27 protein-coding genes are annotated in these 22,614 nt (G+C 71.2%); 19 read left to right on the top strand and 8 right to left on the bottom strand.

Going from position 1 to position 22,614, the window contains the following annotated elements; translation table 11 throughout:
* Positions 1-27 precede the first annotated feature (27 nt).
* The 5 genes from OG494_RS34310 (at position 28) to OG494_RS34290 (ending at position 4,276) form a co-directional block, all read left to right on the top strand.
* The gene (locus tag OG494_RS34310) at positions 28-366 is read left to right on the top strand and encodes a hypothetical protein (protein WP_328445828.1); all 339 of its coding nucleotides are present in this window, start codon (positions 28-30) and stop codon (positions 364-366) included.
* Between the two features lie 62 nt (positions 367-428).
* Positions 429-1,733: an efflux RND transporter periplasmic adaptor subunit gene (locus OG494_RS34305; RefSeq protein ID WP_328445827.1), complete on the top strand. Its 1,305-nt coding sequence runs from the start codon at positions 429-431 to the stop codon at positions 1,731-1,733.
* Complete coding sequence (locus OG494_RS34300) at positions 1,730-2,443, top strand: ABC transporter ATP-binding protein (RefSeq protein ID WP_328445825.1); 714 nt, start codon at positions 1,730-1,732, stop codon at positions 2,441-2,443. The genes OG494_RS34305 and OG494_RS34300 overlap by 4 nt, the downstream gene beginning before the upstream one ends.
* Complete coding sequence (locus tag OG494_RS34295; protein ID WP_328445823.1) at positions 2,440-3,645, top strand: ABC transporter permease; 1,206 nt, start codon at positions 2,440-2,442, stop codon at positions 3,643-3,645. The genes OG494_RS34300 and OG494_RS34295 overlap by 4 nt, the downstream gene beginning before the upstream one ends.
* 7 nt (positions 3,646-3,652) lie before the next feature.
* The gene (locus OG494_RS34290) at positions 3,653-4,276 is read left to right on the top strand and encodes a hypothetical protein (protein WP_328445821.1); all 624 of its coding nucleotides are present in this window, start codon (positions 3,653-3,655) and stop codon (positions 4,274-4,276) included.
* Here the strand turns inward: OG494_RS34290 and OG494_RS34285 are convergent.
* Positions 4,273-4,749: a TspO/MBR family protein gene (locus OG494_RS34285; RefSeq protein WP_328445819.1), complete on the bottom strand. Its 477-nt coding sequence runs from the start codon at positions 4,747-4,749 to the stop codon at positions 4,273-4,275. The genes OG494_RS34290 and OG494_RS34285 overlap by 4 nt on opposite strands.
* 98 nt (positions 4,750-4,847) lie before the next feature.
* On the opposite strand from OG494_RS34285, the gene hemL reads away from it, so the two are divergent.
* The 4 genes from hemL to OG494_RS34265 all read left to right on the top strand — a co-directional run bounded on the left by hemL (position 4,848) and on the right by OG494_RS34265 (position 7,817).
* Positions 4,848-6,149 (top strand): glutamate-1-semialdehyde 2,1-aminomutase, encoded by a 1,302-nt coding sequence (hemL, locus tag OG494_RS34280; RefSeq protein WP_328445817.1) that lies wholly within the window; start codon positions 4,848-4,850, stop codon positions 6,147-6,149.
* Complete coding sequence (locus OG494_RS34275) at positions 6,146-6,772, top strand: histidine phosphatase family protein (RefSeq protein WP_247060305.1); 627 nt, start codon at positions 6,146-6,148, stop codon at positions 6,770-6,772. The genes hemL and OG494_RS34275 overlap by 4 nt, the downstream gene beginning before the upstream one ends.
* The gene (locus OG494_RS34270; protein WP_328445814.1) at positions 6,769-7,341 is read left to right on the top strand and encodes a TlpA family protein disulfide reductase; all 573 of its coding nucleotides are present in this window, start codon (positions 6,769-6,771) and stop codon (positions 7,339-7,341) included. The genes OG494_RS34275 and OG494_RS34270 overlap by 4 nt, the downstream gene beginning before the upstream one ends.
* Before the next feature lie 86 nt (positions 7,342-7,427).
* Positions 7,428-7,817: a hypothetical protein gene (locus OG494_RS34265; RefSeq protein WP_328445812.1), complete on the top strand. Its 390-nt coding sequence runs from the start codon at positions 7,428-7,430 to the stop codon at positions 7,815-7,817.
* A 73-nt stretch (positions 7,818-7,890) separates the two neighbouring features.
* Here the strand turns inward: OG494_RS34265 and OG494_RS34260 are convergent, their stop codons facing one another.
* Complete coding sequence (locus OG494_RS34260; RefSeq protein WP_328445810.1) at positions 7,891-8,442, bottom strand: TetR/AcrR family transcriptional regulator C-terminal domain-containing protein; 552 nt, start codon at positions 8,440-8,442, stop codon at positions 7,891-7,893.
* A gap of 80 nt (positions 8,443-8,522) precedes the next feature.
* Here OG494_RS34260 and OG494_RS34255 point away from each other — a divergent pair, with 80 nt between their 5' ends.
* The 5 genes from OG494_RS34255 to OG494_RS34235 all read left to right on the top strand — a co-directional run bounded on the left by OG494_RS34255 (position 8,523) and on the right by OG494_RS34235 (position 14,439).
* A complete protein-coding gene (locus tag OG494_RS34255) occupies positions 8,523-9,584 on the top strand; it encodes an FAD-dependent oxidoreductase (protein WP_328445808.1) in 1,062 nt (353 codons plus the stop codon).
* Between the two features lie 72 nt (positions 9,585-9,656).
* Positions 9,657-10,430 (top strand): cytochrome c biogenesis CcdA family protein, encoded by a 774-nt coding sequence (locus OG494_RS34250; RefSeq protein ID WP_328445806.1) that lies wholly within the window; start codon positions 9,657-9,659, stop codon positions 10,428-10,430.
* Positions 10,427-12,022: a cytochrome c biogenesis protein ResB gene (gene resB / locus OG494_RS34245; RefSeq protein WP_328445804.1), complete on the top strand. Its 1,596-nt coding sequence runs from the start codon at positions 10,427-10,429 to the stop codon at positions 12,020-12,022. The genes OG494_RS34250 and resB overlap by 4 nt, the downstream gene beginning before the upstream one ends.
* Before the next feature lie 4 nt (positions 12,023-12,026).
* Positions 12,027-12,995 carry a c-type cytochrome biogenesis protein CcsB gene (ccsB, locus tag OG494_RS34240; protein ID WP_328445802.1) on the top strand — a complete coding sequence of 323 codons (969 nt, stop codon included), beginning with the start codon at positions 12,027-12,029 and terminating at the stop codon, positions 12,993-12,995.
* Positions 12,996-13,083: 88 nt separating this feature from the next.
* Complete coding sequence (locus OG494_RS34235) at positions 13,084-14,439, top strand: MinD/ParA family ATP-binding protein (protein ID WP_328445800.1); 1,356 nt, start codon at positions 13,084-13,086, stop codon at positions 14,437-14,439.
* A 114-nt stretch (positions 14,440-14,553) separates the two neighbouring features.
* On the opposite strand, the gene OG494_RS34230 is transcribed toward OG494_RS34235, so the two are convergent.
* Positions 14,554-14,739 carry a hypothetical protein gene (locus OG494_RS34230; protein WP_247060316.1) on the bottom strand — a complete coding sequence of 62 codons (186 nt, stop codon included), beginning with the start codon at positions 14,737-14,739 and terminating at the stop codon, positions 14,554-14,556.
* A gap of 167 nt (positions 14,740-14,906) precedes the next feature.
* A complete protein-coding gene (locus tag OG494_RS34225) occupies positions 14,907-15,119 on the bottom strand; it encodes a BldC family transcriptional regulator (protein ID WP_072474890.1) in 213 nt (70 codons plus the stop codon).
* A 282-nt stretch (positions 15,120-15,401) separates the two neighbouring features.
* On the opposite strand from OG494_RS34225, the gene OG494_RS34220 reads away from it, so the two are divergent.
* Genes OG494_RS34220 through OG494_RS34210 form a run of 3 tightly spaced genes read left to right on the top strand, consistent with a single transcriptional unit; the run spans position 15,402 to position 17,271 of the window.
* Entirely contained in the window at positions 15,402-15,884 is a 483-nt protein-coding gene (locus OG494_RS34220) for an Lrp/AsnC family transcriptional regulator (protein ID WP_328445795.1), read from the top strand.
* Between the two features lie 11 nt (positions 15,885-15,895).
* Positions 15,896-16,183 carry a DUF4229 domain-containing protein gene (locus tag OG494_RS34215; RefSeq protein WP_328445794.1) on the top strand — a complete coding sequence of 96 codons (288 nt, stop codon included), beginning with the start codon at positions 15,896-15,898 and terminating at the stop codon, positions 16,181-16,183.
* Complete coding sequence (locus OG494_RS34210; protein WP_328445792.1) at positions 16,180-17,271, top strand: PLP-dependent cysteine synthase family protein; 1,092 nt, start codon at positions 16,180-16,182, stop codon at positions 17,269-17,271. Before OG494_RS34215 ends, OG494_RS34210 begins: the two co-directional genes overlap by 4 nt.
* Here the strand turns inward: OG494_RS34210 and OG494_RS34205 are convergent.
* From OG494_RS34205 to OG494_RS34190, 4 genes are read right to left on the bottom strand one after another with little or no spacing between them, the layout of a single operon-like run.
* Positions 17,268-18,140, bottom strand: a complete 873-nt coding sequence (locus tag OG494_RS34205; protein WP_328445790.1) for a 1,4-dihydroxy-2-naphthoate polyprenyltransferase — start codon at positions 18,138-18,140, stop codon at positions 17,268-17,270. The two genes, OG494_RS34210 and OG494_RS34205, sit on opposite strands and share 4 nt — an antisense overlap.
* A gap of 49 nt (positions 18,141-18,189) precedes the next feature.
* Positions 18,190-18,336: a hypothetical protein gene (locus tag OG494_RS34200; RefSeq protein ID WP_328445788.1), complete on the bottom strand. Its 147-nt coding sequence runs from the start codon at positions 18,334-18,336 to the stop codon at positions 18,190-18,192.
* Positions 18,337-18,387: 51 nt separating this feature from the next.
* Entirely contained in the window at positions 18,388-19,521 is a 1,134-nt protein-coding gene (menE, locus tag OG494_RS34195) for an o-succinylbenzoate--CoA ligase (protein WP_328459106.1), read from the bottom strand.
* 1 nt (position 19,522) lies between these two features.
* Positions 19,523-20,446, bottom strand: coding sequence for a 1,4-dihydroxy-2-naphthoyl-CoA synthase (locus OG494_RS34190; protein WP_328445786.1), 924 nt, complete (start codon positions 20,444-20,446; stop codon positions 19,523-19,525).
* A gap of 90 nt (positions 20,447-20,536) precedes the next feature.
* On the opposite strand from OG494_RS34190, the gene menD reads away from it, so the two are divergent.
* Both menD and OG494_RS34180 read left to right on the top strand, forming a co-directional pair.
* Positions 20,537-22,213 (top strand): 2-succinyl-5-enolpyruvyl-6-hydroxy-3-cyclohexene-1-carboxylic-acid synthase, encoded by a 1,677-nt coding sequence (menD, locus tag OG494_RS34185; protein ID WP_328445785.1) that lies wholly within the window; start codon positions 20,537-20,539, stop codon positions 22,211-22,213.
* Positions 22,214-22,362: 149 nt separating this feature from the next.
* The gene (locus OG494_RS34180) at positions 22,363-22,491 is read left to right on the top strand and encodes a hypothetical protein (protein ID WP_328445783.1); all 129 of its coding nucleotides are present in this window, start codon (positions 22,363-22,365) and stop codon (positions 22,489-22,491) included.
* Positions 22,492-22,614 lie beyond the last annotated feature (123 nt).

Here is a 22,614-nt window from a genome sequence, read left to right as displayed (position 1 = left end):
CGCGCGAGACGTGAGAAAATCCTCTCCGTGATCGACCTTCCGCAGCCCACCGGGGCCGAGCTCTGGCCGCCGGACGAATCCGGGTCCGCCGCGCGGCTGCACAAGCCGTGGCGGATCCTGGTCGCCGTCCTGGAGGTCGTGCTCGCCGTGGCGGCCGGCTGGGGCGTCTACGCCTTCTGGCACAGCGGCATGGCCACCGTGGTGACGCGGACCGACGACGGTGCCGTCCTCGAGTCGCACCGGTACTTCGGCGGGCACCTCGCGGCGGCCATCGGGCTCGGGGTCGTGGCCGCGATCCTGCTGGTGGACGCGGTGCGTCAGCTCGCTCTCGCGCTGCGTACGCGCCCTCAAAAGCAGAAGGACTGATACACAGCTCCCGCACAGGGAACGAACAGTCAATTGCTAAGCGGCGGCAGCACTGTTGCCGCATGACGCGGGTGCGTGCCTCCAGGGCATGGGTGATCAACGGTGCTCTGATCGTGCTACTGGCCGGGGCGGGATTCGGGATATACCAAGCCTTTACCCCGGCTTCGAACACGGCTCAGGCCCAGAGCCGCAGCACGCAGGTGCGCCGGGCGACGGTCTCCGAGACGATTTCCGCCGCCGGGACGCTCGCCAGCAGCTACACGGGCGCGGCGAACTTCACGACGGCGGGCAAGGTGACGTCGATCGACGTGAAGGTCGGCGACGTCGTGAGCGCCGGCCAGAAGCTCGCGACGGTCGACAGCACGCAGGCGGCGAAGCAGCTTCAGGTCGCGAAGGCGAATCTCTCGGTGGCGCAAGACAGTCTCGACAGCGCCGAAGACGCCGAAGACACTCCGGCGACGAGCCAGAACGGCCAGAACAGCAGCCAGAACAGCGCGCAGGCCGCCGCGAACAGCGTCACCTCGGCGCAGGCGAAGCTGGACCAGGCCGAGCTGGACGTCCAGACCGCGCAGACCGCGCTGGACAACACCTCCCTCTACGCGCCCGGCGCCGGCACCGTCACGGCGGTCAACGGCACGGTCGGGCAGCAGTCCTCGAGCGGCGGCTCGGCGAGCAGCTCGCAGTCCTCGACCTCCAGCGGCAGCGGCCAAGGCGGGCAGGGCTCGTCGAACTCCAGCGCCTCGACGTCGTCCAGCAGCAGTAGCAGCACCGGGTTCATCACCATCACGAACATGACCGGCCTGGTCGTGAACACCTCGGTCGCCGAGATCGACGTCAGCAAGGTCAAGGCGGGCCAGAAGGCCACGGTGACGCTCAACGCGTTGCCGGACAAGCCGATCCAGGCCACCGTCTCCAGCATCAACCTGACCCCGACGACCAGCGGCAGTGTGGTTTCCTACGGCGCGCAGCTCGCGCTCACCAGCCCGCCGGACGGGCTGCGGCCCGGGCAGTCGGCGAGCGTCGTGATCACCGTCGCCGAGGCGCAGAACGCGCTGAGCGTGCCGGCCGCGGCCGTGACGACCGCGGGCAACACGAACATCGTCACGGTGCAGGAGAACGGCCAGAACGTCCCCCGCCAGGTGCAGATCGGCATCCGCGGCGAGTCGACGGTCCAGATCACCTCCGGGCTGACCGAGGGCGAGAACGTCGTGCTCACCGCGACGGCCGCGACCGGCACCGGCGGCACGGGCCGGACCGGGACCGGTACGGGCGGCACCGGCGGGTTCCCGGGCGGCGGGACCGGCGGCGTCCCCGGCGGCGGCCAGCGCGGCACGGGCGCCGGCGGCGGCTTCGGCGGACGCGGATGAACCCGGTGATCGCGGTCTCCGGACTGCGCAAGACCTACGGCGCGGGGGAGACGGCGGTGCACGCGCTGCGCGGCGTCGAACTCACCGTGTGGCCCGGTGAATACGTCGCGATCATGGGCGCGTCCGGCTCGGGCAAGTCGACCCTGCTGAACATGCTGGGCTGCCTCGACGTCCCGACGTCCGGCCAGTACCTGCTGGACGGCTTCGGCGTCGGCAAGCTCAACGAGCGCCAGCTCGCTCTGCTGCGCAACCGGAAGATCGGCTTCATCTTCCAGTCGTTCAACCTCGTGCCCCGGACGTCCGCGCTGTCCAATGTGGAGCTTCCGCTCGTCTACAGTGGACTTCGCCGGTCCGAACGCCGGCGGCGCGCGCTCGCGGCGCTCGACATGGTCGGGCTGTCCGACCGGGCCAAGCACCTGCCGAGCGAGCTGTCCGGCGGCCAGATCCAGCGCGTCGCCGTCGCGCGGGCGCTGGTCACCGGGCCGGCGATGCTGCTCGCCGACGAGCCGACCGGCAACCTGGACCGCCGCAGCACCGAGGACGTCCTCGGCGTGTTCGACCGGCTCAACCAGCTCGGCCGCACCATCGTCGTGATCACGCACGAGGACGAGGTCGCCGCGCACGCGCGCCGCATCGTCCGGGTCGACGACGGCTTGATCGTCCAGGACGACGTCACCCGCGCGTCCGGGGTCGTGGGGGCCGTGTCGTGAACCTCTTCGAGATCCTGCGCTTCGCCGTGCGCGGGCTCACCGCGAACAAGCTGCGCTCGTCGCTCACCACGCTCGGCATCACCATCGGTGTCGCCGCGGTGATCCTGCTCGTCGCGGTCGGCAACGGCGCTTCGGCGGCCATCGCGGCCAGCATCCAGGGCCTCGGCACCAACGTCGTCAACGTCTCCCCGGCGCGCGGCGGCGGGCAGAGCGCCTCGGCGCGGCCGTTGACCGTGCAGGACGCGCACGCGCTGGTCGACCCGATCGGCGCCCCCGACGTCAAGGCCGCGTCGCCGGTGGTCAACACGACGGCGACCGCGACCTACGGGCAGACGTCGTACGACATCTCGACCGTCGCGGGCACCGAACCGGCGTACTTCACCACCACCAACCGCGACCTCGCCGAAGGCTCGCTGTTCAGCAGCGAGGACGTCACGGCCGCGCGGAAGGTCGTCGTGCTCGGCCCGACGACGGCGGAGTCGATCTTCGGCAGCAGCACCGACGCCGTCGGCAAGAACGTGCTGCTCAACAGCATCCAGTTCACCGTGGTCGGGGTGCTGCAGGCCAAGGGCAGCACCGGGCTGCAGAACGCCGACGACGTCGCGATCGCGCCGATCTCGGCCGTGCAGAACTCGCTGGCCGGCTACGGCAGCCTCAGCCAGATCGCCGTACAGGCCACCAGCGCGGACGCCGTCACGCTGGCGCAGTCCGAGATCACCGCGATCCTCAACGCGCGCCACGGCATCCGGCTCGGCGGCACCGCCGACTACCAGATCCAGAACTCCGAGCAACTGCTCGCGACGCGGACGTCGGCGACCGAGACGTTCACCGTGCTGCTGGCGGCGGTCGCGGCGATCTCGCTGCTGGTCGGCGGCATCGGCGTCACCAACATCATGCTGGTCACGGTGACCGAGCGGATCCGCGAGATCGGCATCCGCAAGGCCATCGGCGCCCCGCGCTCGGCCATCCTCGGCCAGTTCCTCGCCGAAGCGACCATGCTCAGCCTGTTCGGCGGGCTGCTCGGCGTCGCGATCGGGCTGATCGGCAGCCGGTTCACCATCTCCGGGATCAAACCGGTCGTGGTGCCCTCGTCGATCCTGCTCGCCTTCGCGGTATCCGCCCTGATCGGGCTGTTCTTCGGCAGTTTCCCGGCGAACCGGGCCGCCAAGCTGCGGCCGATCGACGCCCTGCGTCACGAATAGGAGCCCCATGTCTTCCCCTACCGAACCGTCACTTTCACGTGAAAGTGACCACCAGGGGGCGGCACTTTCACGTGAAAGTGCCGCTTCCGAGCCGACGGCGGAGCAGATCGTCGCCAGCCCGGCGGTCGAGGGCGACCTGAACGCCGAGATGCGCCGCGCGGCCAAGCCGTTCTCCCGCGCCACGGTGGTGCTGGCCGGGCTGGTCGTGCTCGCGGCGGTGTTCGCCGGCGGCGCCTGGACGCACGCCGCGTTCGGCTCGTCGTCGGGTTCGTCGGGCGCGCCGGCCGGGCGCCAGGGCGGCGGCTTGGGTGGCACGCAGGCGGGTGGCACTCAAGCTGGCACCGGCCAGACCGGCGGCACCGGCACCGGGCAGCAGGGTGGCGGCTTCCGTGGGGCCGGCGGGCGCGGCACCACCGGCACGGTCGACCACGTCGACGGCACCACGGTCTACGTGAAGACCGCGCAGGGCACCGACGTCAAGGTGTCCACATCGGACTCGACGACGGTCGGTGTGACCCAGCCGGGCACGCTCGCGGACCTCAAGCCGGGCTCGACGGTGACCGTCCAGGGCCAGGCCGGCGACGACGGGACGGTCGCCGCGCAGGCGATCACCCAGCAGGCCGGGCGCTAGTTCAAGACGATGATGGCAGTGTTGAGCGCGGTCGCGAACAGGATCCAGGCCAGGTAGGGCACCTGCAGCACGGCCGCGAGCTTCGACCGGCGGGCGAACAGGACGATCGTCACGAGCACGACGACGTCCAGCACCAGGATGTCGATCAGGGCGGGCACCGCGGCGCCGCCCTCGAAGAACAGCGGCGGCCAGAGCAGGTTGACCAGCAGGCCGATGCCGTAGGCGGCGAACCCGCGGTTCTCGCCGTCGGTGCGCCAGTAGCACCAGCCGGACACCGCGATCGTGACGTACAGCACCGTCCACACCGGACCGAACAGGGACACCGGCGGTGCCCACGGCGGCAGGTCGAAGCGCTCGTAGATCTCCTTCGACGACGTCGCGGCCAGGGCGCCGACCGCCGCGACCACGGCGACGACGCCGAGGAAGCCGGCCAGCACCAGCCACGGGTTGCGCTGTGGCACACGTTCGGTCACCGGTTGTTCCCCTCCCGGGCGGCGTGCGGCCATCCTAGGGGCTCGGCGCAGGTGACGGGGGTCGGCGGCGCGTCGCCCGGGTTTGCGAGACTGGACGGGTGAGCACTGGAACCGAGCAGTCCAAGGCATGGTTCGACCGCGCTAAGGCGGCCATCCCGGGCGGGGTGAACTCGCCGGTCCGGGCGTTCAACTCGGTCGGCGGCACCCCGCGGTTCATGGTCCGCGGCGAGGGCCCGCACCTGTGGGACGTCGACGGGAACCGCTATGTCGACTTGGTGTCGTCCTGGGGCCCGATGATCCTGGGGCACGCGCACCCGGCGGTCGTCGAGGCGGCGCGCGAGGCCGCGACGTCCGGGCTGTCGTTCGGCACGCCGACCCTCGGCGAGGTCGAGCTGGCCGAGGAGATCATCGGCCGGGTCGAGCCCGTCGAGCGGGTGCGGCTGGTCAACTCGGGCACCGAGGCCACGATGAGCGCGATCCGGCTGGCCCGCGGGTTCACCGGCCGCGCGAAGATCATCAAGTTCGCCGGGTGTTACCACGGCCACGTCGACGCGCTGCTCGCCCAGGCCGGCTCCGGCGTCGCGACGCTCGGGCTGCCGACGTCGCCGGGGGTCACCGGCGCGCAGGCCGCCGACACGATCGTGCTGCCCTACAACGACCTCGACGCCGTCCGGCGGTCCTTTGTGGACAATCCGGACACGGTCGCCGCGGTGATCACCGAGGCCGCGGCGGGCAACATGGGCGCCGTCGCGCCGGACGAGGGCTTCAACGCGGGCCTGCTGGAGATCGCCCACGAGCACGGCGCGCTGCTGGTCATGGACGAGGTGATGACCGGGTTCCGCGTCTCGCGCGCGGGCTGGTTCGGCCTCGAAGGCGTGGCCGGCGACCTGTACACGTTCGGCAAGGTGATGTCCGGCGGCCTGCCGGCGGCGGCGTTCGGCGGCCGCGCCGACATCATGGCCAAGCTCGCCCCGGGCGGGCCGGTCTACCAGGCCGGGACGCTGTCCGGGAACCCCGTCGCGGTGGCCACCGGCCTCGCGACGCTGCGTGCGGCCGACCAGGCCGTGTACGCGGCGCTCGACGCCAACGCGAAGCGCCTCGGCAACCTCTTCCGCCTCGCGCTGAGCGAAGCCGGCGTCGCGAACAGCGTCCAGTACGCGGGCAACCTGGTGAGCGTGTTCTTCGGCGAGCCGGCGGTCCGCGACTACGCGGGCGCGCAGGCGTCCGAGACCTGGCGCTTCCCGCCGTTCTTCCACGCGCTGCTCGACGGCGGTGTGTACGCGCCCCCGAGCGCGTACGAGGCCTGGTTCGTCAACGCGGCCATGGACGACGAAGCGTTCTCGGTGATCGAAGCGGCGCTGCCCGCGGCGGCGCAGGCGGCGGCCGGAGCGGTCCAGTGACCACCGTCGTCCACATGCTCCGCCACGGCGAAGTCCACAACCCCGAGAAGATCCTCTACGGCCGGCTGCCCGGCTACCGGCTCTCCGAGCGCGGACAACGTCAGGCGCTGACCGTCGCCGAGGCCGTCGCGGGCCACGACCTCGTGCACGTCGTCGCGTCGCCACTGCAGCGGGCGCAGGAGACGGCGGCGCCGATCGCGGCCGCGCACCGCCTCGACATCGCGACCGACGCCGAGCTGATCGAGGCCGGCAACCAGTTCGAAGGCCTGCACGTCGCGGTCGGTGACGGCGCGCTGCGGGAGCCGAAGCACTGGTCGAAGCTGACCAACCCGTTCAAGCCGTCGTGGGGCGAGCCGTACCTGGAGATCGCGCACCGGATGCTCGGCGCGGTCCACCGGGCGCGGGACGCGGCCGAGGGGCACGAGGCGCTCTGCGTGTCGCACCAGCTGCCGATCTGGACGCTCCGGCGGTTCCTCGAGGGCAAGAAGCTGTGGCACGACCCGCGGCGCCGCCAGTGCTCGCTGGCCTCCCTGACCAGCCTGGTCTTCGACGGCGACGAGCTGCGCGAGATCGTCTACAGCGAACCTGCGGGGTCCACCGACCCGAAGGTGACCGGGGCATGAAACGGCTCCTCGTCACGCTGGCCGCGCTGGGCCTGATCGCCGGGTGCAGCGCGGGCAAGGACGCGGTCGTCCAGGGGAGCAGCTTCACGTTCGTCTCCCCGGGCGGCCAGGTCGACATCACCTACGACGTCGCCCAGCGCCAGACCGCGCCGGTCCTTTCCGGCGACGACCTGATGAACGAGGGCAAGCAGCTGTCGCTGGCGGACTTCCCCGGCAAGGTCGTCGTGCTCAACCTCTGGGGCCAGTGGTGCGGGCCGTGCCGCACGGAGGCGCCGGAGATGGAGAGCCTCGCGAAGCAGGCGCCGGGGGCACAGGTCGTCGGCATCGACGTCCGCGACCCGGCGCGGGACGTCGCGCAGGACTTCGTCCGCGACCGCAAGCTGACCTACCCGTCGATCTACGACCCGGACGGCCGGGTGCTGCTCAAGCTGAGCGGCTACCCGCGCAACATCATCCCGTCGACGATCGTGCTGGACAAACAACACCGCGTCGCGGCGGTGTTCCTGCGCCAGGTGCTGGCCCAGGACCTGCTCCCGGTCACCCAGCGCCTGGCGGCGGAACAGGCGTGATTTAGACCAGACCGAAACCCCTCCGCCGGCCGCGCGGTTCCCGGTACGTTCCCCGTGATCGTTTTGTCCGAACCCGGGGGTTTCTCATGATGAAGAAGTTGGCGGCCGTGGCGTTCCTCGCCTTCGCCGTGACCACAGCTGTGGCGACGCCCGCTTCGGCGGCACCTGCAGCTTCGACGGCACCGGCCGCGTCCGCGGCACCGGTCACGATCGAAGGGTTCACGCTGCTCAAGCAGACGAGCGGCAACGGCCGGACGCTCCGCCTGTGGCAGAACACGGGCAACGGCCTGGTGCACGGCAACCTGTCCGGCGCCCAGTACGGCGACCAGCTCTACATCGGCAACTGCTGCTACCCGTACGTCACCTACGAGACGGTGACCAGCTACGGCCAGTACGAGCTGAACACCCAGGAATACGCCAACTACGGCCCCCGGGTCGGCGGCGTCCTGGCCGACGGCGGCCAGCTCTACCTCTGACCCGCGAGACCCGCCAGACCCACGAAAGCCGTGAAGGCCTCCTTACCGGCCATAAGAGCCGCGAAGGAGGCCTTCACGGCTTTTCGGCGCGGCTGACGCGAGTCGCCAGGCCGTCGATGACCACGGACAGGCCCGTCGCGAAGGCCGTGTCCCGCAGCGAGCGGGGCACGGCCGTGCGGCGGGCCTGTTCTTCGACCGTGAAACCGTTCACGTAGCTCGTCACGACGTCCGCGCACGCCTCGCGTTCCGGTGAAGCCATCCCGGCGGCGGCGAGCGTGGTCAGCAGGTGACCCAGGAACTCCCTCGCGGCCGGCCCGGGGACGCTCATCGTCGCGATGACCCGGGCGCCGTCCGGGTGGGCGAGCATCGTCTCGCGGTGGGCGTTCGCGAACGCCGTCACGCGCTCCCGCCACGTTCCCGACGCGCTCAGCCCGCGGGACGCCACCGCCAGCATGTGCTCCGCGACCGCGTCCAGCAGCGCCTGCTTGTTCGCGTAGTGCCAATAGAGCGCGCCGACGCGCACGCCGAGGCGGTCGGCGAGCTTGCGCGTGGTCAGCTCGTCCAGCCCGGTTTCGTCGAGCAATTCGATCGCGGCGTCCAGCACCACCGCCTGGTTCAGAGGCATCGGGACAAGTTCACCACGCCTGGCGCACTTGAGCGTTGTTCAGGTAACTTGAGCAGTGTTCAATAAGCCGAGGAGGAACCATGAGAGTCGCTGTGATCGGAGCCGGGCTCGGGGGCCTGTGCCTGGCCCAGGGCCTGCGGAAAGCCGGGATCGACGTCGAGGTGTTCGAACGTGACCCGGGGGTCCGCGCCCGCTTCCAGGGCTACCGGATCGGCCTAGCCGACGTCGGCCGCGAAGCCCTGCTCGCCTGCCTGCCCGACCGGCTGCACCCGCTGCTGGACGCCGTCACGGGCGACCTCCACGGCCGCCGCGTCTTCCACGACACCCAGCTCCGGCAGCTGCGCGAGCTCGAGCCGATGACCGCGATCGCCGTCGACCGGCACGTCCTGCGCCACCTCCTGCTCGACGGCCTCGACGTTCGCTTCGGCAAGCGGTTCACCGGCTATCGGGGCACCCGGGCCGAGTTCGCGGACGGCACCCACGTCGACGCCGACCTGATCGTCGGGGCCGACGGCATCACCTCCGCGGTCCGCGGCCGGCTCGCGCCGGACCTCCGGCCGAGCGACACCGGCGTCCGGTGCGTCGTCGGCCGCACCACCCTGACGCCGGAGTTCGAGTCGCTCGTCCCCGGCTTCGGCACCGGCGTCAGTGACGGCGAGGTGCAGCTCATGCTCGGCTTGATGCGCTTCCGCCGTCCGCCGCGCGAAGCCGGCCTCGAGTTCGGCGTCGAGCTGCCCGACACACCCGACTACGTCCGCTGGGTGCTGCTGCCGGCGCCGGACGTCCCGGGGAAGGCCGTCGAGGGCTGGCACCCGCGGGTCCGCGCGCTGGTCGAGGCAGCCGACCCGGCCCACTCGGCGGCGCTGTCGATCCGGGTCGTCCGGCCGGAACGGCGGTGGGCGCCCGGCCGCGTCACGCTCCTCGGCGACGCGATCCACGCGACGTCGCCCAGCGGTGGCAACGGCGCCAACATGGCGCTGTACGACGCACGGCTGCTGCGGGACCTGCTCGTCGAGAAGGCCGTCCCCGAAGCCGTCGAGGAGTACGAGACGCAGATGCTCGCCTACGGTGCCCAAGCCGTCGAGCACAGTGTCGCCGTGCTTGACCAGTTTCTCCCGGAACGGGCGGGACCAAGGTCCTGAACTGCTGTGGCGTACGTCCTGTGAACCGGCCCCGGAGTTCTCACCGGGACCTCACTGCCTACCCTCAAACCCGTGAACTCCGTTACCGAGCTGGCGATCTCCGGACCGCTGCTGCTCGCCGCGGGCGTCGCGCTGCTGGCCGGAACGATCTCCTTCGCCTCGCCGTGCGTGGTGCCGCTGGTGCCGGGGTACCTCGCGTACCTCGCCGCGCTCGTCGGCGCGGACGCCCCCGCCGTGAAGGCCGACGAGGAGCGAAAGCAGGGCCGCTGGGCGGTCCTGGGCGCCGCGCTGCTGTTCGTGCTCGGGTTCACCGTCGTGTTCGTCGCCACCCTGGGCACCCTGGTCTGGCTGGCCGACACGCTCACCCTCAACCAGGACCTGCTGCAGCGCATCGGCGGCGTCCTGACCATCGCGATGGCGCTGGTGTTCCTCGGCTGGATCCCCGGCCTGCAGCGCGAGTTCCGCTCGCACCGCGTGCCCGGCGGCGGCATCTGGGGCGCCCCGCTGCTCGGCGCCGTCTTCGGCCTCGGCTGGACGCCCTGCATCGGCCCGACGCTGTCGGCCGTCACGACGCTGGCCAGCGCGACCGGCGGCGCCGAGGCCCGCGGTTACCTGCTGATCGCCGTCTACTGCCTCGGCCTCGGGCTGCCGTTCCTGCTCATCGCGCTCGGCGCCCGCTGGGCCGTGCGCGCCACCGACTGGCTGCGCCGCCACGGCCGTCAGGTGCAGGTCTTCGGCGGCGCGCTGCTGATGATCGTCGGCATCCTGCTGGTCACCGGCGTCTGGGGAGATCTGATGGGCTGGCTCCGCAACGAACTGGCCGGCGACTTGAGGCTGCCGCTGTGACGACCACCGAGGCACCGCCCGCGGCCCCGCGAGGACCCACGCCCGCCAAGCGCACCTTCGCCTTCGTGCGCAACACCTGGCGCGGCCTGACGTCGATGCGCACCGCGCTCGTCCTGCTGTTCCTGCTGGCACTGGCCGCGCTGCCGGGCGCGCTCCTGCCGCAGCGGAAGCTCAACGCGCCCAAGGTCGACGAGTACATCAGCGCGCACGGCTGGTGGGGCACGCTGCTCGACAAGCTCGAGTTCTACGACGTCTACTCCAGCATCTGGTTCTCGGCGATCTACCTGCTGCTGATGATCTCGCTGGTCGGCTGCCTCACGCCGCGCAGCTTCGAGTACGTCAAGGCGATGCGCGCCAAGCCGGTGCTGACCCCGCGCAACCTGGCGCGGATGCCGCACTACCGGCTGGGCCGCGGCAAGCAGGACGTCACCGCCGAGATCACGGGAGTCCACAAGCAGCTCTCCGGCTGGCGCCGCGTCGAGCGGGAAGAGGCCGACGGCGTCCGCACGATCTCCGCCGAACGCGGGTTCCTGCGCGAGACCGGCAACCTGATCTTCCACTTCAGCATGCTGGGCCTGATCGTGTTCTTCGCACTGGGCAAGCTGTACGGCTACGAAGGCCAGGTCATCGTCCAGGCCGACGGCAGCACGTTCTGCAACTCCGGCATCTACAACTACGACTCCTTCAACGCGGGCCTGCGCGTCGACGGCACCGACCTCGACCCGTTCTGCGTGAAGATCAACGACTTCACCGCGCGCTACACCGACGCCGGCGAGCCGGAGTACTACCACTCGAACATCGAGTACCAGTCCGGCGCCGACCTCGACACGAACACGTGGCGGCCGTACGGCCTCGAGGTCAACTCGCCGCTGCGCACCGTCGGCGACCGCGTCTACCTGCTCGGCCAGGGCTACTCGCCGAAGTTCACGGTGACCTTCCCGGACGGCACCCAGCGCACCCAGAACACGCAGTGGCGCACGGTCGACCCGACCACGATGCTCGCCGAGGGCGCGACGAAGTTCGACCAGCCCGGCGTCACCGACGAGGTGCAGCGGCGGACCCGCCAGCTGGCCATCACCGGCCTGTTCGCGCCGACGTCGTTCCTGCACGGCAACGTCCTGACGTCGTCGGCACCGCAGCTGACCGACCCCGCCGTCGCCGTCGACATCCTGCGCGGCGACCTCGGGCTGGACGCCGGGCGCGGGCAGTCGGTGTTCGAGGTCGACCAGTCGATGGTCGACGACGGGCGGCTGAAGAAGATCGCCCGCGAGAACCTGAAGGTCGGCCAGGAGATCAAGCTCGACGACGGCACGAAGGTCCGCTTCGACGGCGTCGGCCACTGGGTCTCGCTCCAGGTCTCCCACGACCCGACGCAGGGCTTCGTGCTCGGCTTCGCCATCTCGATGTTCCTCGGCCTCGGCGCGTCCTTGCTGGTCAAGCGGCGTCGGCTGTGGGTCCGGGTGAAGCCGGGAACCGAGAGCGAGCCGAGTACGGTGATCGAGGTCGCCGGGCTGGCCCGCACGGATCAGGCCGGGTACGGCGAAGAGTTCCACCGGATCAGCGAACGCCTGATCAGTGGTCAGAAGGGCTGAGGCAATGCCGATCAACGAGACGCTGTCGCAGTACAGCGACTGGCTGTACACCACCGCCGCGGCGATCTACGTCGTCGCGCTGATGTTCACCCTGATCGAGCAGGGCTTCGGCGCCAAGGGCCGGCTCGCCACCGAGCGGGCCAAGCTGCGGGCGCGCGAGCTCGTCGGCGCCGGCGGACCGCCGGTCGAGCAGGTCCAGGCCGCGCAGAGCCAGGTCGGGCGGCCCGAGCGGATCGGCCGGATGGGCGCGTCGCTGCTGGTGCTCGGCGCGGTGCTGCAACTGTCGGCGATCGTGCTGCGCGGGCTCGCCGTGCACCGCGCGCCGTGGGGCAACATGTACGAGTACGGCATGGCGGTCACCTTCATCACGGTGCTCACCTGGCTGATCGTGATGTGGAAGTTCCCGGTCCGCCACCTCACCGGCTTCCTGCTGCTGCCCGTCGTGATCCTGATGTTCATCAACGGCACGCTGCTCTACACGACCGCCGCGCCGGTCCAGCCCGCGCTGCAGTCGTACTGGCTGGTCATCCACGTCTCGGCGGCCATCATCGGCTCCGGCGTCTTCCTGGTGCCGGGCGTGGCGAGCGTGCTGTTCCTGTTCCGCGCGGCCTACGAGAAGGACAACACGAAGTTCGCGCGCTTCGCCTCGAAGCTGCCCGCGGCCGACGTCCTCGACCGGATCGCCTACCGGACGACGATCTTCGCGTTCCCGGTCTTCACCTTCGGCGTGCTCTGCGGCGCCGTCTGGGCCGAGTCGGCCTGGGGCCGGTTCTGGGGCTGGGACCCCAAGGAGACCGTGGCGTTCATCGCGTGGGTCGTCTACGCGGCCTACCTGCACTCACGGGCGACGGCCGGCTGGCGCGGCGCCCGGGCGGCGGCCATCAACATCGTCGGGTTCGCCGCGATCATCTTCAACCTGTTCTTCGTGAACCTCGTCACCGCGGGCTTGCACTCCTACGCCGGGGTGGGCTGAGCAACCCGCGGGTACGCCGACTACCGTCGTCACCGGGGAGAGCTGCAGGGGTAGTGATGTCGGGCGGAGTGCGCGGAGGTTTACACCGGTGACCGGACCCAGCGAAGAATCGGCTCCTGGCCACGCCGAACCGGCCGCTGCCCCGCAGCAGCCGGAGGCGCCGGGGAGCCTGTTCGCCGACGACCGGACGGACTCGCATCCGCACCCGGAGACCTCGGGCGCGTTCGACGTCCAGCCGACGCAGGCCGTCGCGCCGCCGCCGAACCCGGCCGTGTCGGGCCCGCACCAGGTGCCCAACCCGAGTGCGTCCGGGCCGCACCAGGTCCCGAACCCGGGCCCGCAGTACGGCTACGACCAGAACCTCCCGCCGCTGCAGCCGCAGTACGGCGACCCCGCGCAGCAGTACCAGGCGCAGGCCCAGTACCCGCAGCAGCAGCCCCAGCAGCAGCCGTCCGGCCTGCCGCAGCCCCAGGGCGGCCGGCACGCCGCACCGCCGCCGCAGGGCGGCCACGGGCACGACCTGTCCACCGCGCACCTGGTCAAGCAGGTCAAGCGGCCGCCGCAGTCGGGCTGGCGCAAAGCCGTCTACGTCGGCACGGGCAAGCTGGTCAACCCGGGGGAGAGTCCCGCCGACACCCAGCGCCGTGACCTCATCGCGCGGGTCAACCAGCCGCTGCGCGGGTGCTACAAGATCGCGATGCTGTCGCTGAAGGGCGGCGTCGGCAAGACCACGGTCACGACGACGCTGGGCGCGACGTTCGCTTCGCTGCGCGGCGACCGCGTGGTGGCGGTGGACGCCAACCCGGACCGCGGCACGCTCTCGCAGAAGATCCCGCTGGAGACCACGGCGACGGTCCGCCACCTGCTGCGCGACGCGGCCCGCATCACGCGCTACAGCGACGTCCGGTCCTACACGTCCCAGGGCGCCAGCCGGCTGGAGATCCTCGCCAGCGAGCAGGACCCGGCCGTCTCCGAGGCGTTCTCCGAGGACGACTACCGCCGCACGGTCAACCTGCTGGAGCACTTCTACAACATCGTCCTCACGGACTGCGGCACCGGCTTGATGCACTCGGCGATGAAGGGCGTCCTGGACGTCGCGGACGCGCTGGTCGTGGTCTCGTCGGGCTCGGTCGACGGCGCCCGCAGCGCCTCGGCGACGTTGGACTGGCTCGAGGCCCACGGCTACGGCGAGCTGGTGAAACGCTCGGTCGCGGTGATCAACTCGGTGCGTCCGAAGGGCGGCTCGGTCGACCTCGACAAGCTGTCGGCCCACTTCGGCGCGAAGGTCCGCGCGGTCTGCCAGGTCCCGTTCGACCCGCACCTCGAAGAGGGCGCGGAAATCGAGCTGGACCGCCTGGGCGGCGACACCCGCCTGGCCCTGCTGGACCTGGCGGCCACCGTCGCCGACGGCTTCGCTTCACCGCTCTCTCAGCAGTACCGCTAGCCGAGACCAAAGCCGTGAAGGGCACCCTCATGGACGTACAAGCCATGAGGGTGCCCTTCACGGCTTTTACGTGGGCCGGAGCCGCGCGGCCTGGTGGCCGAAAGTAAAGGCGGCCTAGAGGTCTTCGTCCCGGCGTTTGCGCTGCTGTTCGGACAGCTGGCGCAGGAAATCGGGGTCGTCGTCCGGGGCGATCGGGGCGCGCCGCGGGGTCGAGGGCACTCCGATCCGCTGGCCGGCGAACGACCGCCACAGGAGCAGGGCGACGACCAGCGCGCCGACGGCCGCGAGCAGAGCGAGCATGCCGGATCCTTCCGTGTGGCTTGCCAGACCCCCGAGGCTACCCGTCCGCGCGGGCTGCGGGCGGTACGTCTGCGCCGTGGTGCGGTTGTGGCACCCGAAAACAAACCGGGCCGTGTACGGGGCGGGGGAGTACCCCGTACCCGACACGGCCCAGGCTGCTGGATGGTTCAGGCCTTGCGAGCCGGTTCGCTCGCGTCCGTGGTCAGCTCGGCCAGGAGCTCGTTCACCTCGGACTCGCGGAACCGCCGGTGCCCGCCCGGGGTCCGGATCGAGCCGATGCGACCTGCCGTCGCCCACCGGGTGACCGTCTTCGGGTCCACCCGGAACAGTGCTGCCACCTCGCCTGGGGTGAGCAGTCGTCCGCCCATCGTCGCGGTCATTTTCCGCCTCCTTAACGACCTCACTGCTATACCGGAGGCAATCCGGGCCATTTTGGCCCGTCGCGCCGGGGTAGCCAACACGGCAATCGTTGCACTTCACCCGTCAGGTACTCGAACGGTTGTCCACGAGTAAAGAGCCCTTAAAGGTCAAAACGGACAGGTTGCTTACGATGTGCAACTATGAGATCCGGTCACTTGAAGTGCGAAGACGAGACTTCCCCGGTCCAGTGGGTGCCAGGCGTGGTGCCAATGGGGGATTGTCCAACCGCATAGAGTGATGCCGTGGATCAGTTGGACCGGAAGATCATCGCGGCGTTGCGTATCAACGGACGGGCCACCTATGCCGATTTGGGGCGGGCCGTCGGGCTGTCCGCGTCGTCGGTGCACGAACGCGTCGGCAAGCTGGAGGCCGCCGGCGTGATCACGGGCTACCACGCGGTCGTCGATCCGAGCTCGGTCGGGCTCGGCGTCACCGCCCTCGTCGGCATCCATCCGACGGACACGGCGACGGACGAAGACGTCGCCGACGCGCTTGGCGAGCTCGACGAGGTCGAGAGCTGCTACGCAGTCGCGGGGGACGAAGCCTTCGTCGTCAAGGTGCGCGTGCCGACCGTCGACGAGCTGGAGCGGACCCTCGGCCGGCTCCGCCGCATCCCCGGCGTCGGGCGGACGAACACCACCGTCGTGCTTTCGACGCGCTTCGAGGGCCGGCCGAACAACGCGGCCGGCGCGGGCGTGGAAAAGGACCGGCCGGGCGGGGCGTAACCTGCGTTGATGTGAGCGACGAGAAGGCCGGCACCCTGCCCCGTGACCTGACGCTGTACCTGCTGGCGCGGTTCGTGCTGGTCGGGGTGATCGCCTGGGCCCTGGGCCTCGTGGGCGTGCCCCTGCTGGTCGCGCTGCTCATCGGCCTGGTCGTCGGCCTGCCGCTCGGGCTGCTGCTGTTCCGCCCGCTCAACGCCCGCGTCACCGCCGGCCTGGCGAAGCGCAACGAGAAGCGCGCCCGGGCCCGGGCCCAGCTCCGCGCGCAGCTGCGGGGCGACACCGCCGGGCAGCCGGAATGAGCCGCTCGCACAGCCGCAGCTGGGTGCGCGAGGCCGTCCGGATCATCGAGGCCGACGCCAACCGCAGCGCCGACACCCACCTGCACGTCTTCCCGCTGCCCCCGGAGTGGGGCATCGACCTGTACCTCAAGGACGAATCGGTCCACCCGACCGGCTCGCTCAAGCACCGGCTCGCCCGGTCGCTGTTCCTCTACGGGCTCGTCAACGGCCAGATCGGGCCGGACACCGTGCTCGTCGAGGCCTCCAGCGGCTCGACCGCGGTCTCCGAGGCGTACTTCGCCCGCATGCTCGGCCTGCGCTTCATCACCGTGGTGCCGCGGCGCACGAGCAAGGAGAAGATCGCGCTCATCGAGTTCTACGGCGGTGAGTGCCACTACGTCGACCAGGCGCCGGCGATGTACCCCGAGGCCGAGCGGCTCGCGGCCGAGTGCGGCGGCCACTACCTCGACCAGTTCACCTACGCCGAGCGCGCGACGGACTGGCGCGGCAACAACAACATCGCCGAGTCCGTCTTCGCGCAGATGCGGTCCGAGCGGCACCCGGTGCCGGCCTGGATCGTCGTCGGCGCGGGCACCGGCGGCACGAGCGCGACGTTCGGCCGGTACGTGCGCTACAAGCGGCACACCACGAAGGTCTGCGTCGTCGACCCGGAGAACTCGTCGTTCTACGGCGCCTGGGAAACGGGTGCCCTGGACTACGCGACGGGGATGCCGTCGCGGATCGAGGGCATCGGGCGGCCGCGGTGCGAGCCGTCGTTCGTGCCCGGCGTGATCGACGAGATGTTCCGGATCCCCGACGCCGGCTCCCTGGCGGCCATCCGGCTGCTGCGCGAGCGCACCGGGCACTGGGCGGGCGGCTCCACCGGCACCAACCTCTACGGCGCGTTCCGGCTCATCGCCCGGATGGTCGAGGACGGCCAGGCGGGCAGCGTCGTCACGCTCCTGTGCGACGGCGGCGAGCGGTACGCGCACACCTACTACGACGACGAGTGGGTCGCCCAGCAGAGCCTGGACCTCGCGCCGCACACGGCGTTGTTCGAGGAGTTCCTGGCGACCGGGAAGTTCCCCGTCGAGGACTTCGGGGACTAGAGGTTCAGGCCGACCGCGGCCAGGACGGCCCAGGCGAGCATCGCCAGGCCGGTGTCGCGCAGCGCCGGGATGAGGTCGCGGCCGGTCGCGTTGTGCCGGATCGCGCTGACCGACTGGAACAGCAGGGCCACGCTGAGCACGGGGAGCCCGGCGAACGGGTGGCCGGTGAACGCCAGGACCAGCGCGAGCACGTACGGCACCGCGATCAGCACCAGGTACAGCCGGCGCGTGCCGCGGTCGCCGAGGCGGGTGGCCAAGGTGAGCTTGCCGGCCTCGACGTCGGTCGGGATGTCACGCAGGTTGTTGGCCGTCAGGACGGCCGTGGAGAAGCAGCCGACGGCGACCGCGCACGCCAGCGCGGCCCAGCTGATCCGGCCGGCCTGGACGTACACCGTGCCGAGCACCCCGGCCAGGCCGAAGAAGACGAACACCGCGATTTCGCCGAAACCGTAGTAGCCGTAAGGCTTCTTGCCGCCGGTGTAGAACCAGGCGCCGAGGATGCAGACGCCGCCCATGGCCAGCAGCCACCAGTACCCGGTGAGCGCGACGAGCAGCAGGCCGAGCACGCCGGCCAGGCCCAGCGCGGTCAGCGCCGCGGCGAGGACGGCTTTCGGGGCGGCGACGCGGGAACCGACCAGGCGCAGTGGCCCGACGCGGTTCTCGTCGGTGCCGCGGATGCCGTCGGAGTAGTCGTTGGCGTAGTTGACACCGACGATCAGCGAGAGGGAGACCAGCAGCGCCAGCACGGAACGCCACCAGGAGAACGCGTCCAGCGCGATCGCCGCGCCGACGCCCGCCACCACCGGGGCGACCGCGTTCGGCAGTGTCCGCGGCCGGGCCCCTTCGATCCACTCGCTCAAGCTCGCCATGGCGCCATTCAACGCCATGACGATCACGCCCGAGCGGGAGCCCGGGAGGTCAGTCGGAGGTCGGCAGCTGCCAGACGAGGGAGCCGCTGTTCGGATCCACCGACGGTCCCTCGGCGGCGAGCGCGGTGCCCACGGGAATGAGGACACCCAGTGCGACGGCGGTGCTGATCAGAGCGGTGCGAATCCAGCGCGTCATGGTGAGTAGCCAAGCGGGTGCACCCTGTGCGTGTCAACGAAGTGCGGCCGATCAGCGGCCGAAACCCGCCAGAAGTCGGGCCTTCACGGCCGCCCGGTCGATCTTTCCCGGCCCGCGCAGGGGCAGTTCAGCCGCGTATTCGAGCCGTTTCGGTGTGGACGCCGCGCCCAGCTCGGCCCGCACCGCGGCGCGCAGTTCGTCCGCGTCGCGCGGTTCACCGGCTGGGACGACCAGCGCCACCACCGCCTCGCCCCATTCCGGGTCCGGCAGCCCGACGACACACGCGTCACGCACCCCCGGCTGGGCGGTCAGGCAGCGCTCGATCGCGTTCGCGGACACCTTCACCCCACCGGTGTTGATCATGTCGTCGGCGCGGCCGAGCACCTCGACCCGGCCGTCGGCGTGCCGCACCCCACGGTCGGAGGTGGTGAACCAACCGCCGGAGAACGACTCCGCCGTCAGGTCCGGCCGGAGCCGGTAACCGTGCGCGAGAACATCGCCGGCGATGCGGATCCGGTCCCCCTCGACGTCGACGCGGACCCCGTCGAGCGGGACACCGTCGTAGACGCAGCCGCTCGCCGTCTCGCTCATCCCGTACGCGGGCACGATCGCCACCCCGGCCTCCGCGGCACGTTCGCGCAGCGCGGCCGACGTCGCCGCCGCACCGAGAACGATCGCGTCGAAGGTTCGCGCCGCGGCCAGGCCCGCGCCGCCGTCGTCGAGCAGCCGGACCAGCTGGGTGGGGACGAGTGCGGTGTAGCGAGGACTGCCGGTGAGGGTGGCGGTGGCGGCGGCGAAGGCGTCCGGCCGGAAGCCGTCACCGGTCAGGAACGCCGGAGTCGTCCCGGCCAGCAGGGACCGGACCAGCACCTGCAGCCCGCCGATGTAGTGCGCCGGCGTCGCCAGCAGCCACTGCCCCGGCCCGCCGAGGCGGCGGTGAGTGGCCTCAGCGGACGCGATCAGCGCACGCGCCGACAACAGCACACCCTTGGGCGCGCCCGTCGACCCCGACGTGGCGATGATCACGGCGGTGTCGGGTTCGGCGGGCTCGGCGGGTGTCATCGCGTCCCGCAACGCGGGGTCGGTGAAGGGCAGCACGGCGGGGCCGCCGCTCAGCGCGTCCGCGACGGCCTGGCGCAGCGTTGCCAGGGCCTCGGGGGAGCCGTCGAGGTGGAGGGGGCGCAGGTCAGTAGTAATAGGGGACGTCCTTGAAATCGGGGTCGCGTTTCTGCAGGAACGCGTCACGGCCTTCGACGGCCTCGTCCTGCATGTAGGCCAGGCGGGTGGTCTCGCCGGCGAACAGCTGCTGACCGACCATGCCGTCGTCGGTGAGGTTGAACGCGTACTTCAGCATCCGCTGGGCCGTCGGCGACTTACCGGCGATCGTCCACGCCCAGTCCAAGGCTTCTTTCTCGAGGTCGGCGTGCGGGACCACGGCGTTGACGGCGCCCATCCGGTGCATCTGCTCGGCGGAGTACTCCCGGCCGAGGAAGAAAATCTCCCGGGCGAACTTCTGACCGACCATCTTCGCCAGGTAGGCCGAGCCGTAACCGCCGTCGAACGAGCCGACGTCGGCGTCGGTCTGCTTGAACTTCGCGTGCTCGGCCGAGGCGAGCGTGAGATCGCACACGACGTGCAAGGAGTGCCCACCGCCCGCGGCCCAGCCCGGCACGGCCGCGATGACCGGTTTCGGCAGGAACCGGATCAGCCGCTGGACCTCGAGGATGTGCAGCCGCCCGGCCCGGGCGGGGTCCACCGTGTCGGAGGTCTCGCCGCTGGCGTACTGATACCCGGAGCGTCCGCGAATACGCTGGTCACCACCGGAGCAGAACGCCCACCCGCCGTCCTTGGGCGACGGGCCGTTGCCGGTGAGCAGGACACAGCCGACGTCGGAGCTGAGCCGGGCGTGGTCGAGGGCCCGGTAGAGCTCGTCGACGGTGTGCGGGCGGAACGCGTTGCGGACCTGCGGGCGGTCGAACGCGACCCGCACCACACGTTTGCCGCCACGGCTCTCAGCGGAGCGGTGGTAGGTGATGTCGGTGAAGGCGAAACCGTCGACCTCGGTCCACGCGGCCGGATCGAACAGCTCGGAAACTCGGGCGTCATCCACGTTTGGGAGAATAGGACCTGTGGACACCTTTGCTGTGCCTGATGCCGCCTCGGCGGGGAAAAGTGCCTCGGCAGAGTCGGGAGCCTGCCGGTGAACCCTTCCACCGCGCAGGCCAGGGTCATCGTCGACGAACTCGTCCGCAACACCGTCTCGCACGTCGTCCTCTGCCCGGGCTCCCGCAACGCGCCGCTGTCGATCGCGCTGTACGACGCCGCCGCGGCCGGGAAGCTCCAGCTGCACGTCCGGATCGACGAGCGTGGTGCCGGGTTCCTCGCGCTCGGCATCGCCGCGCGCACCGGCCGCCCGGTGGCCGTGCTCTGCACGTCCGGCACCGCGGCCGCGAACTTCCACCCCGCCGTGCTGGAGGCCGACCGCGCCGGCGTCCCGCTGATCGTGCTGACCGCCGACCGGCCACCCGAGCTGCGGGCCGCGGGCGCGTCGCAGGTCATCGACCAGCACCGGCTCTTCGGCAACGCCGCCCGCTACTTCGACGAGCTGGCCGTCGCCGAGCGCCGCGCCGGGCAGAACTCGTACTGGCGCAGCCAGATCTGCCGGGCCTGGAACGCCGCTTACGGCGAGTGGCGTTGCGGCCCGGTGCACCTGAACATCCCGTTCCGCGAGCCGCTGGTGCCGGATCTGGACGATGACGGCGAGTGGTACGAGTCCCTGGACGGCCGTCCCGACGGTTCCCGCTGGACCGAGCTGCCCGACTTCGGCGCGCTGCCGTCGTTCGTGGTGCCGTCGGCGCGCCACGGCCTGGTCATCGCGTGCGACACCGGCGTCCAGGCGGCCAGCGAGTGGGCCGAGCAGCACGGCTGGCCGGTGATCTCGGAGACCGGCGGCATCGGGCTGTCCGGCGGCACGGCGATCTCGTCCGGCGCGTGGCTGCTGGGCGTCGAGGAGTTCATCAACCGGCACAAGCCCGAGCAGGTGCTCTGCCTCGGCCGGCCGACGGTGTTCCGGCAGATCCAGAACGTCCTCTCGGACGCCTCCGTCGAGGTGCTGCTGGTGCGCCCGGACTCGGACTGGCCGGCGCCCGCACACAACGTCCGGCAGGTCGGGCAGTGGTTCGACGAGCCGACCAAGCCCGCCGACCCGGAGTGGCTGGCCAGCTGGCGCCGGGCCGACGAAGCGGCGTCCACGGCGGTCACGTCGGTGCTGGCCTCGGAGCCGTGGCCTTCGGGGCTGCGCCTGGCTTCGGAGCTGGTGGACGCGCTGCCGCCGGACTCGCTGCTGGTGGTGGGCTCGTCCAACCCCACACGCGACGTCGCGCTGGCCGGCCGCCTGCGCCCGGACGTCCTGGTCCACCGCAACCGCGGCGTCGCGGGCATCGACGGCACGGTCTCGACGGCGATCGGCGCGGCCACGGTCCACCGCGGCCCGTCGTACGCGCTGCTGGGCGACCTGACGTTCCTGCACGACGCGTCGGGGCTGCTGACCGGGCCCGCGGAGCAGCGCCCGGACCTGACGATCGTGGTCTGCAACGACGACGGCGGCGGCATCTTTTCGCTGCTGGAGCAGGGCGCCCCGGAGCACTCGGCGAGCTTCGAGCGGGTCTTCGGCACCCCGCATGGCGCGGACCTGGGCGCGCTGTGCGCGGGTTACCGGGTGCCGCACGTGGTGGCGGAGACGCTGACGGAGTTCCAGGCCGCGCTGCTCCCCGCGCCGGGGTTGCGGGTGGTGGAGGTCCGGGTGGACCGTTCGCGCCACCGTGACCTGCACGCGAGGTTGCGCTCCGCGGTCAGCGCGGCCGTCTCCGCCGTCTGACACGCTCGCGACGGGCGCCGCCACCAGACGAGCCCCGACCCTCCGGGTACGCGAACCGACCCTCCGGGTACGCGAACCGACCCTCTGGGTACGCGAACCGACCCTCCGGGCACGCAGGCATGCGTACCGCGGGATGGTGAAGGTGGACCATGGCCTGCGGACTCGCGCGGTGGGCCCGTCGTGCGATGGGCGTCGAGGTCCGGGTGGACCGTTCGCGGCACCGTGACCTGCACGCGAGGTTGCGCTCCGCGGTCAGCGCGGCCGTCTCCGCCGTCTGAGGCGGTTGGTCAACCGCTTTCCGAGTGTGATCCCAGCAGGCAAGATCCTCCCTTCGGCTGTTCCTGGTGTCTTCCTGGCTGGCTACGTTCGAGCGCGCTGATCCTCACCCGTTGGAGGGATTC

Origin of the sequence: Amycolatopsis sp. NBC_00438 (genome assembly GCF_036026695.1) — a bacterium.
GTDB lineage: Bacteria > Actinomycetota > Actinomycetes > Mycobacteriales > Pseudonocardiaceae > Amycolatopsis.
Note: the sequence above shows the minus strand (reverse complement) of the source record. Positions and strands in the feature narration are given on the sequence as shown.

Bases quoted from the DNA above. Each gene is read 5' to 3' on its own strand.
- OG494_RS34200 (WP_328445788.1), bottom strand. From the start codon at position 18,336: ATGACGCGCTGGATTCGCACCGCTCTGATCAGCACCGCCGTCGCACTG.
- OG494_RS34265 (WP_328445812.1), top strand. From the start codon at position 7,428: ATGATGAAGAAGTTGGCGGCCGTGGCGTTCCTCGCCTTCGCCGTGACC.
- OG494_RS34260 (WP_328445810.1), bottom strand. From the start codon at position 8,442: ATGCCTCTGAACCAGGCGGTGGTGCTGGACGCCGCGATCGAATTGCTC.
- OG494_RS34270 (WP_328445814.1), top strand. From the start codon at position 6,769: ATGAAACGGCTCCTCGTCACGCTGGCCGCGCTGGGCCTGATCGCCGGG.
- OG494_RS34300 (WP_328445825.1), top strand. From the start codon at position 1,730: ATGAACCCGGTGATCGCGGTCTCCGGACTGCGCAAGACCTACGGCGCG.
- ccsB (WP_328445802.1), top strand. From the start codon at position 12,027: ATGCCGATCAACGAGACGCTGTCGCAGTACAGCGACTGGCTGTACACC.
- OG494_RS34255 (WP_328445808.1), top strand. From the start codon at position 8,523: ATGAGAGTCGCTGTGATCGGAGCCGGGCTCGGGGGCCTGTGCCTGGCC.
- OG494_RS34205 (WP_328445790.1), bottom strand. From the start codon at position 18,140: ATGGCGAGCTTGAGCGAGTGGATCGAAGGGGCCCGGCCGCGGACACTG.
- OG494_RS34210 (WP_328445792.1), top strand. From the start codon at position 16,180: ATGAGCCGCTCGCACAGCCGCAGCTGGGTGCGCGAGGCCGTCCGGATC.
- OG494_RS34180 (WP_328445783.1), top strand. From the start codon at position 22,363: ATGGCCTGCGGACTCGCGCGGTGGGCCCGTCGTGCGATGGGCGTCGAG.
- OG494_RS34305 (WP_328445827.1), top strand. From the start codon at position 429: ATGACGCGGGTGCGTGCCTCCAGGGCATGGGTGATCAACGGTGCTCTG.
- OG494_RS34230 (WP_247060316.1), bottom strand. From the start codon at position 14,739: ATGCTCGCTCTGCTCGCGGCCGTCGGCGCGCTGGTCGTCGCCCTGCTC.
- OG494_RS34290 (WP_328445821.1), top strand. From the start codon at position 3,653: ATGTCTTCCCCTACCGAACCGTCACTTTCACGTGAAAGTGACCACCAG.
- OG494_RS34225 (WP_072474890.1), bottom strand. From the start codon at position 15,119: ATGACCGCGACGATGGGCGGACGACTGCTCACCCCAGGCGAGGTGGCA.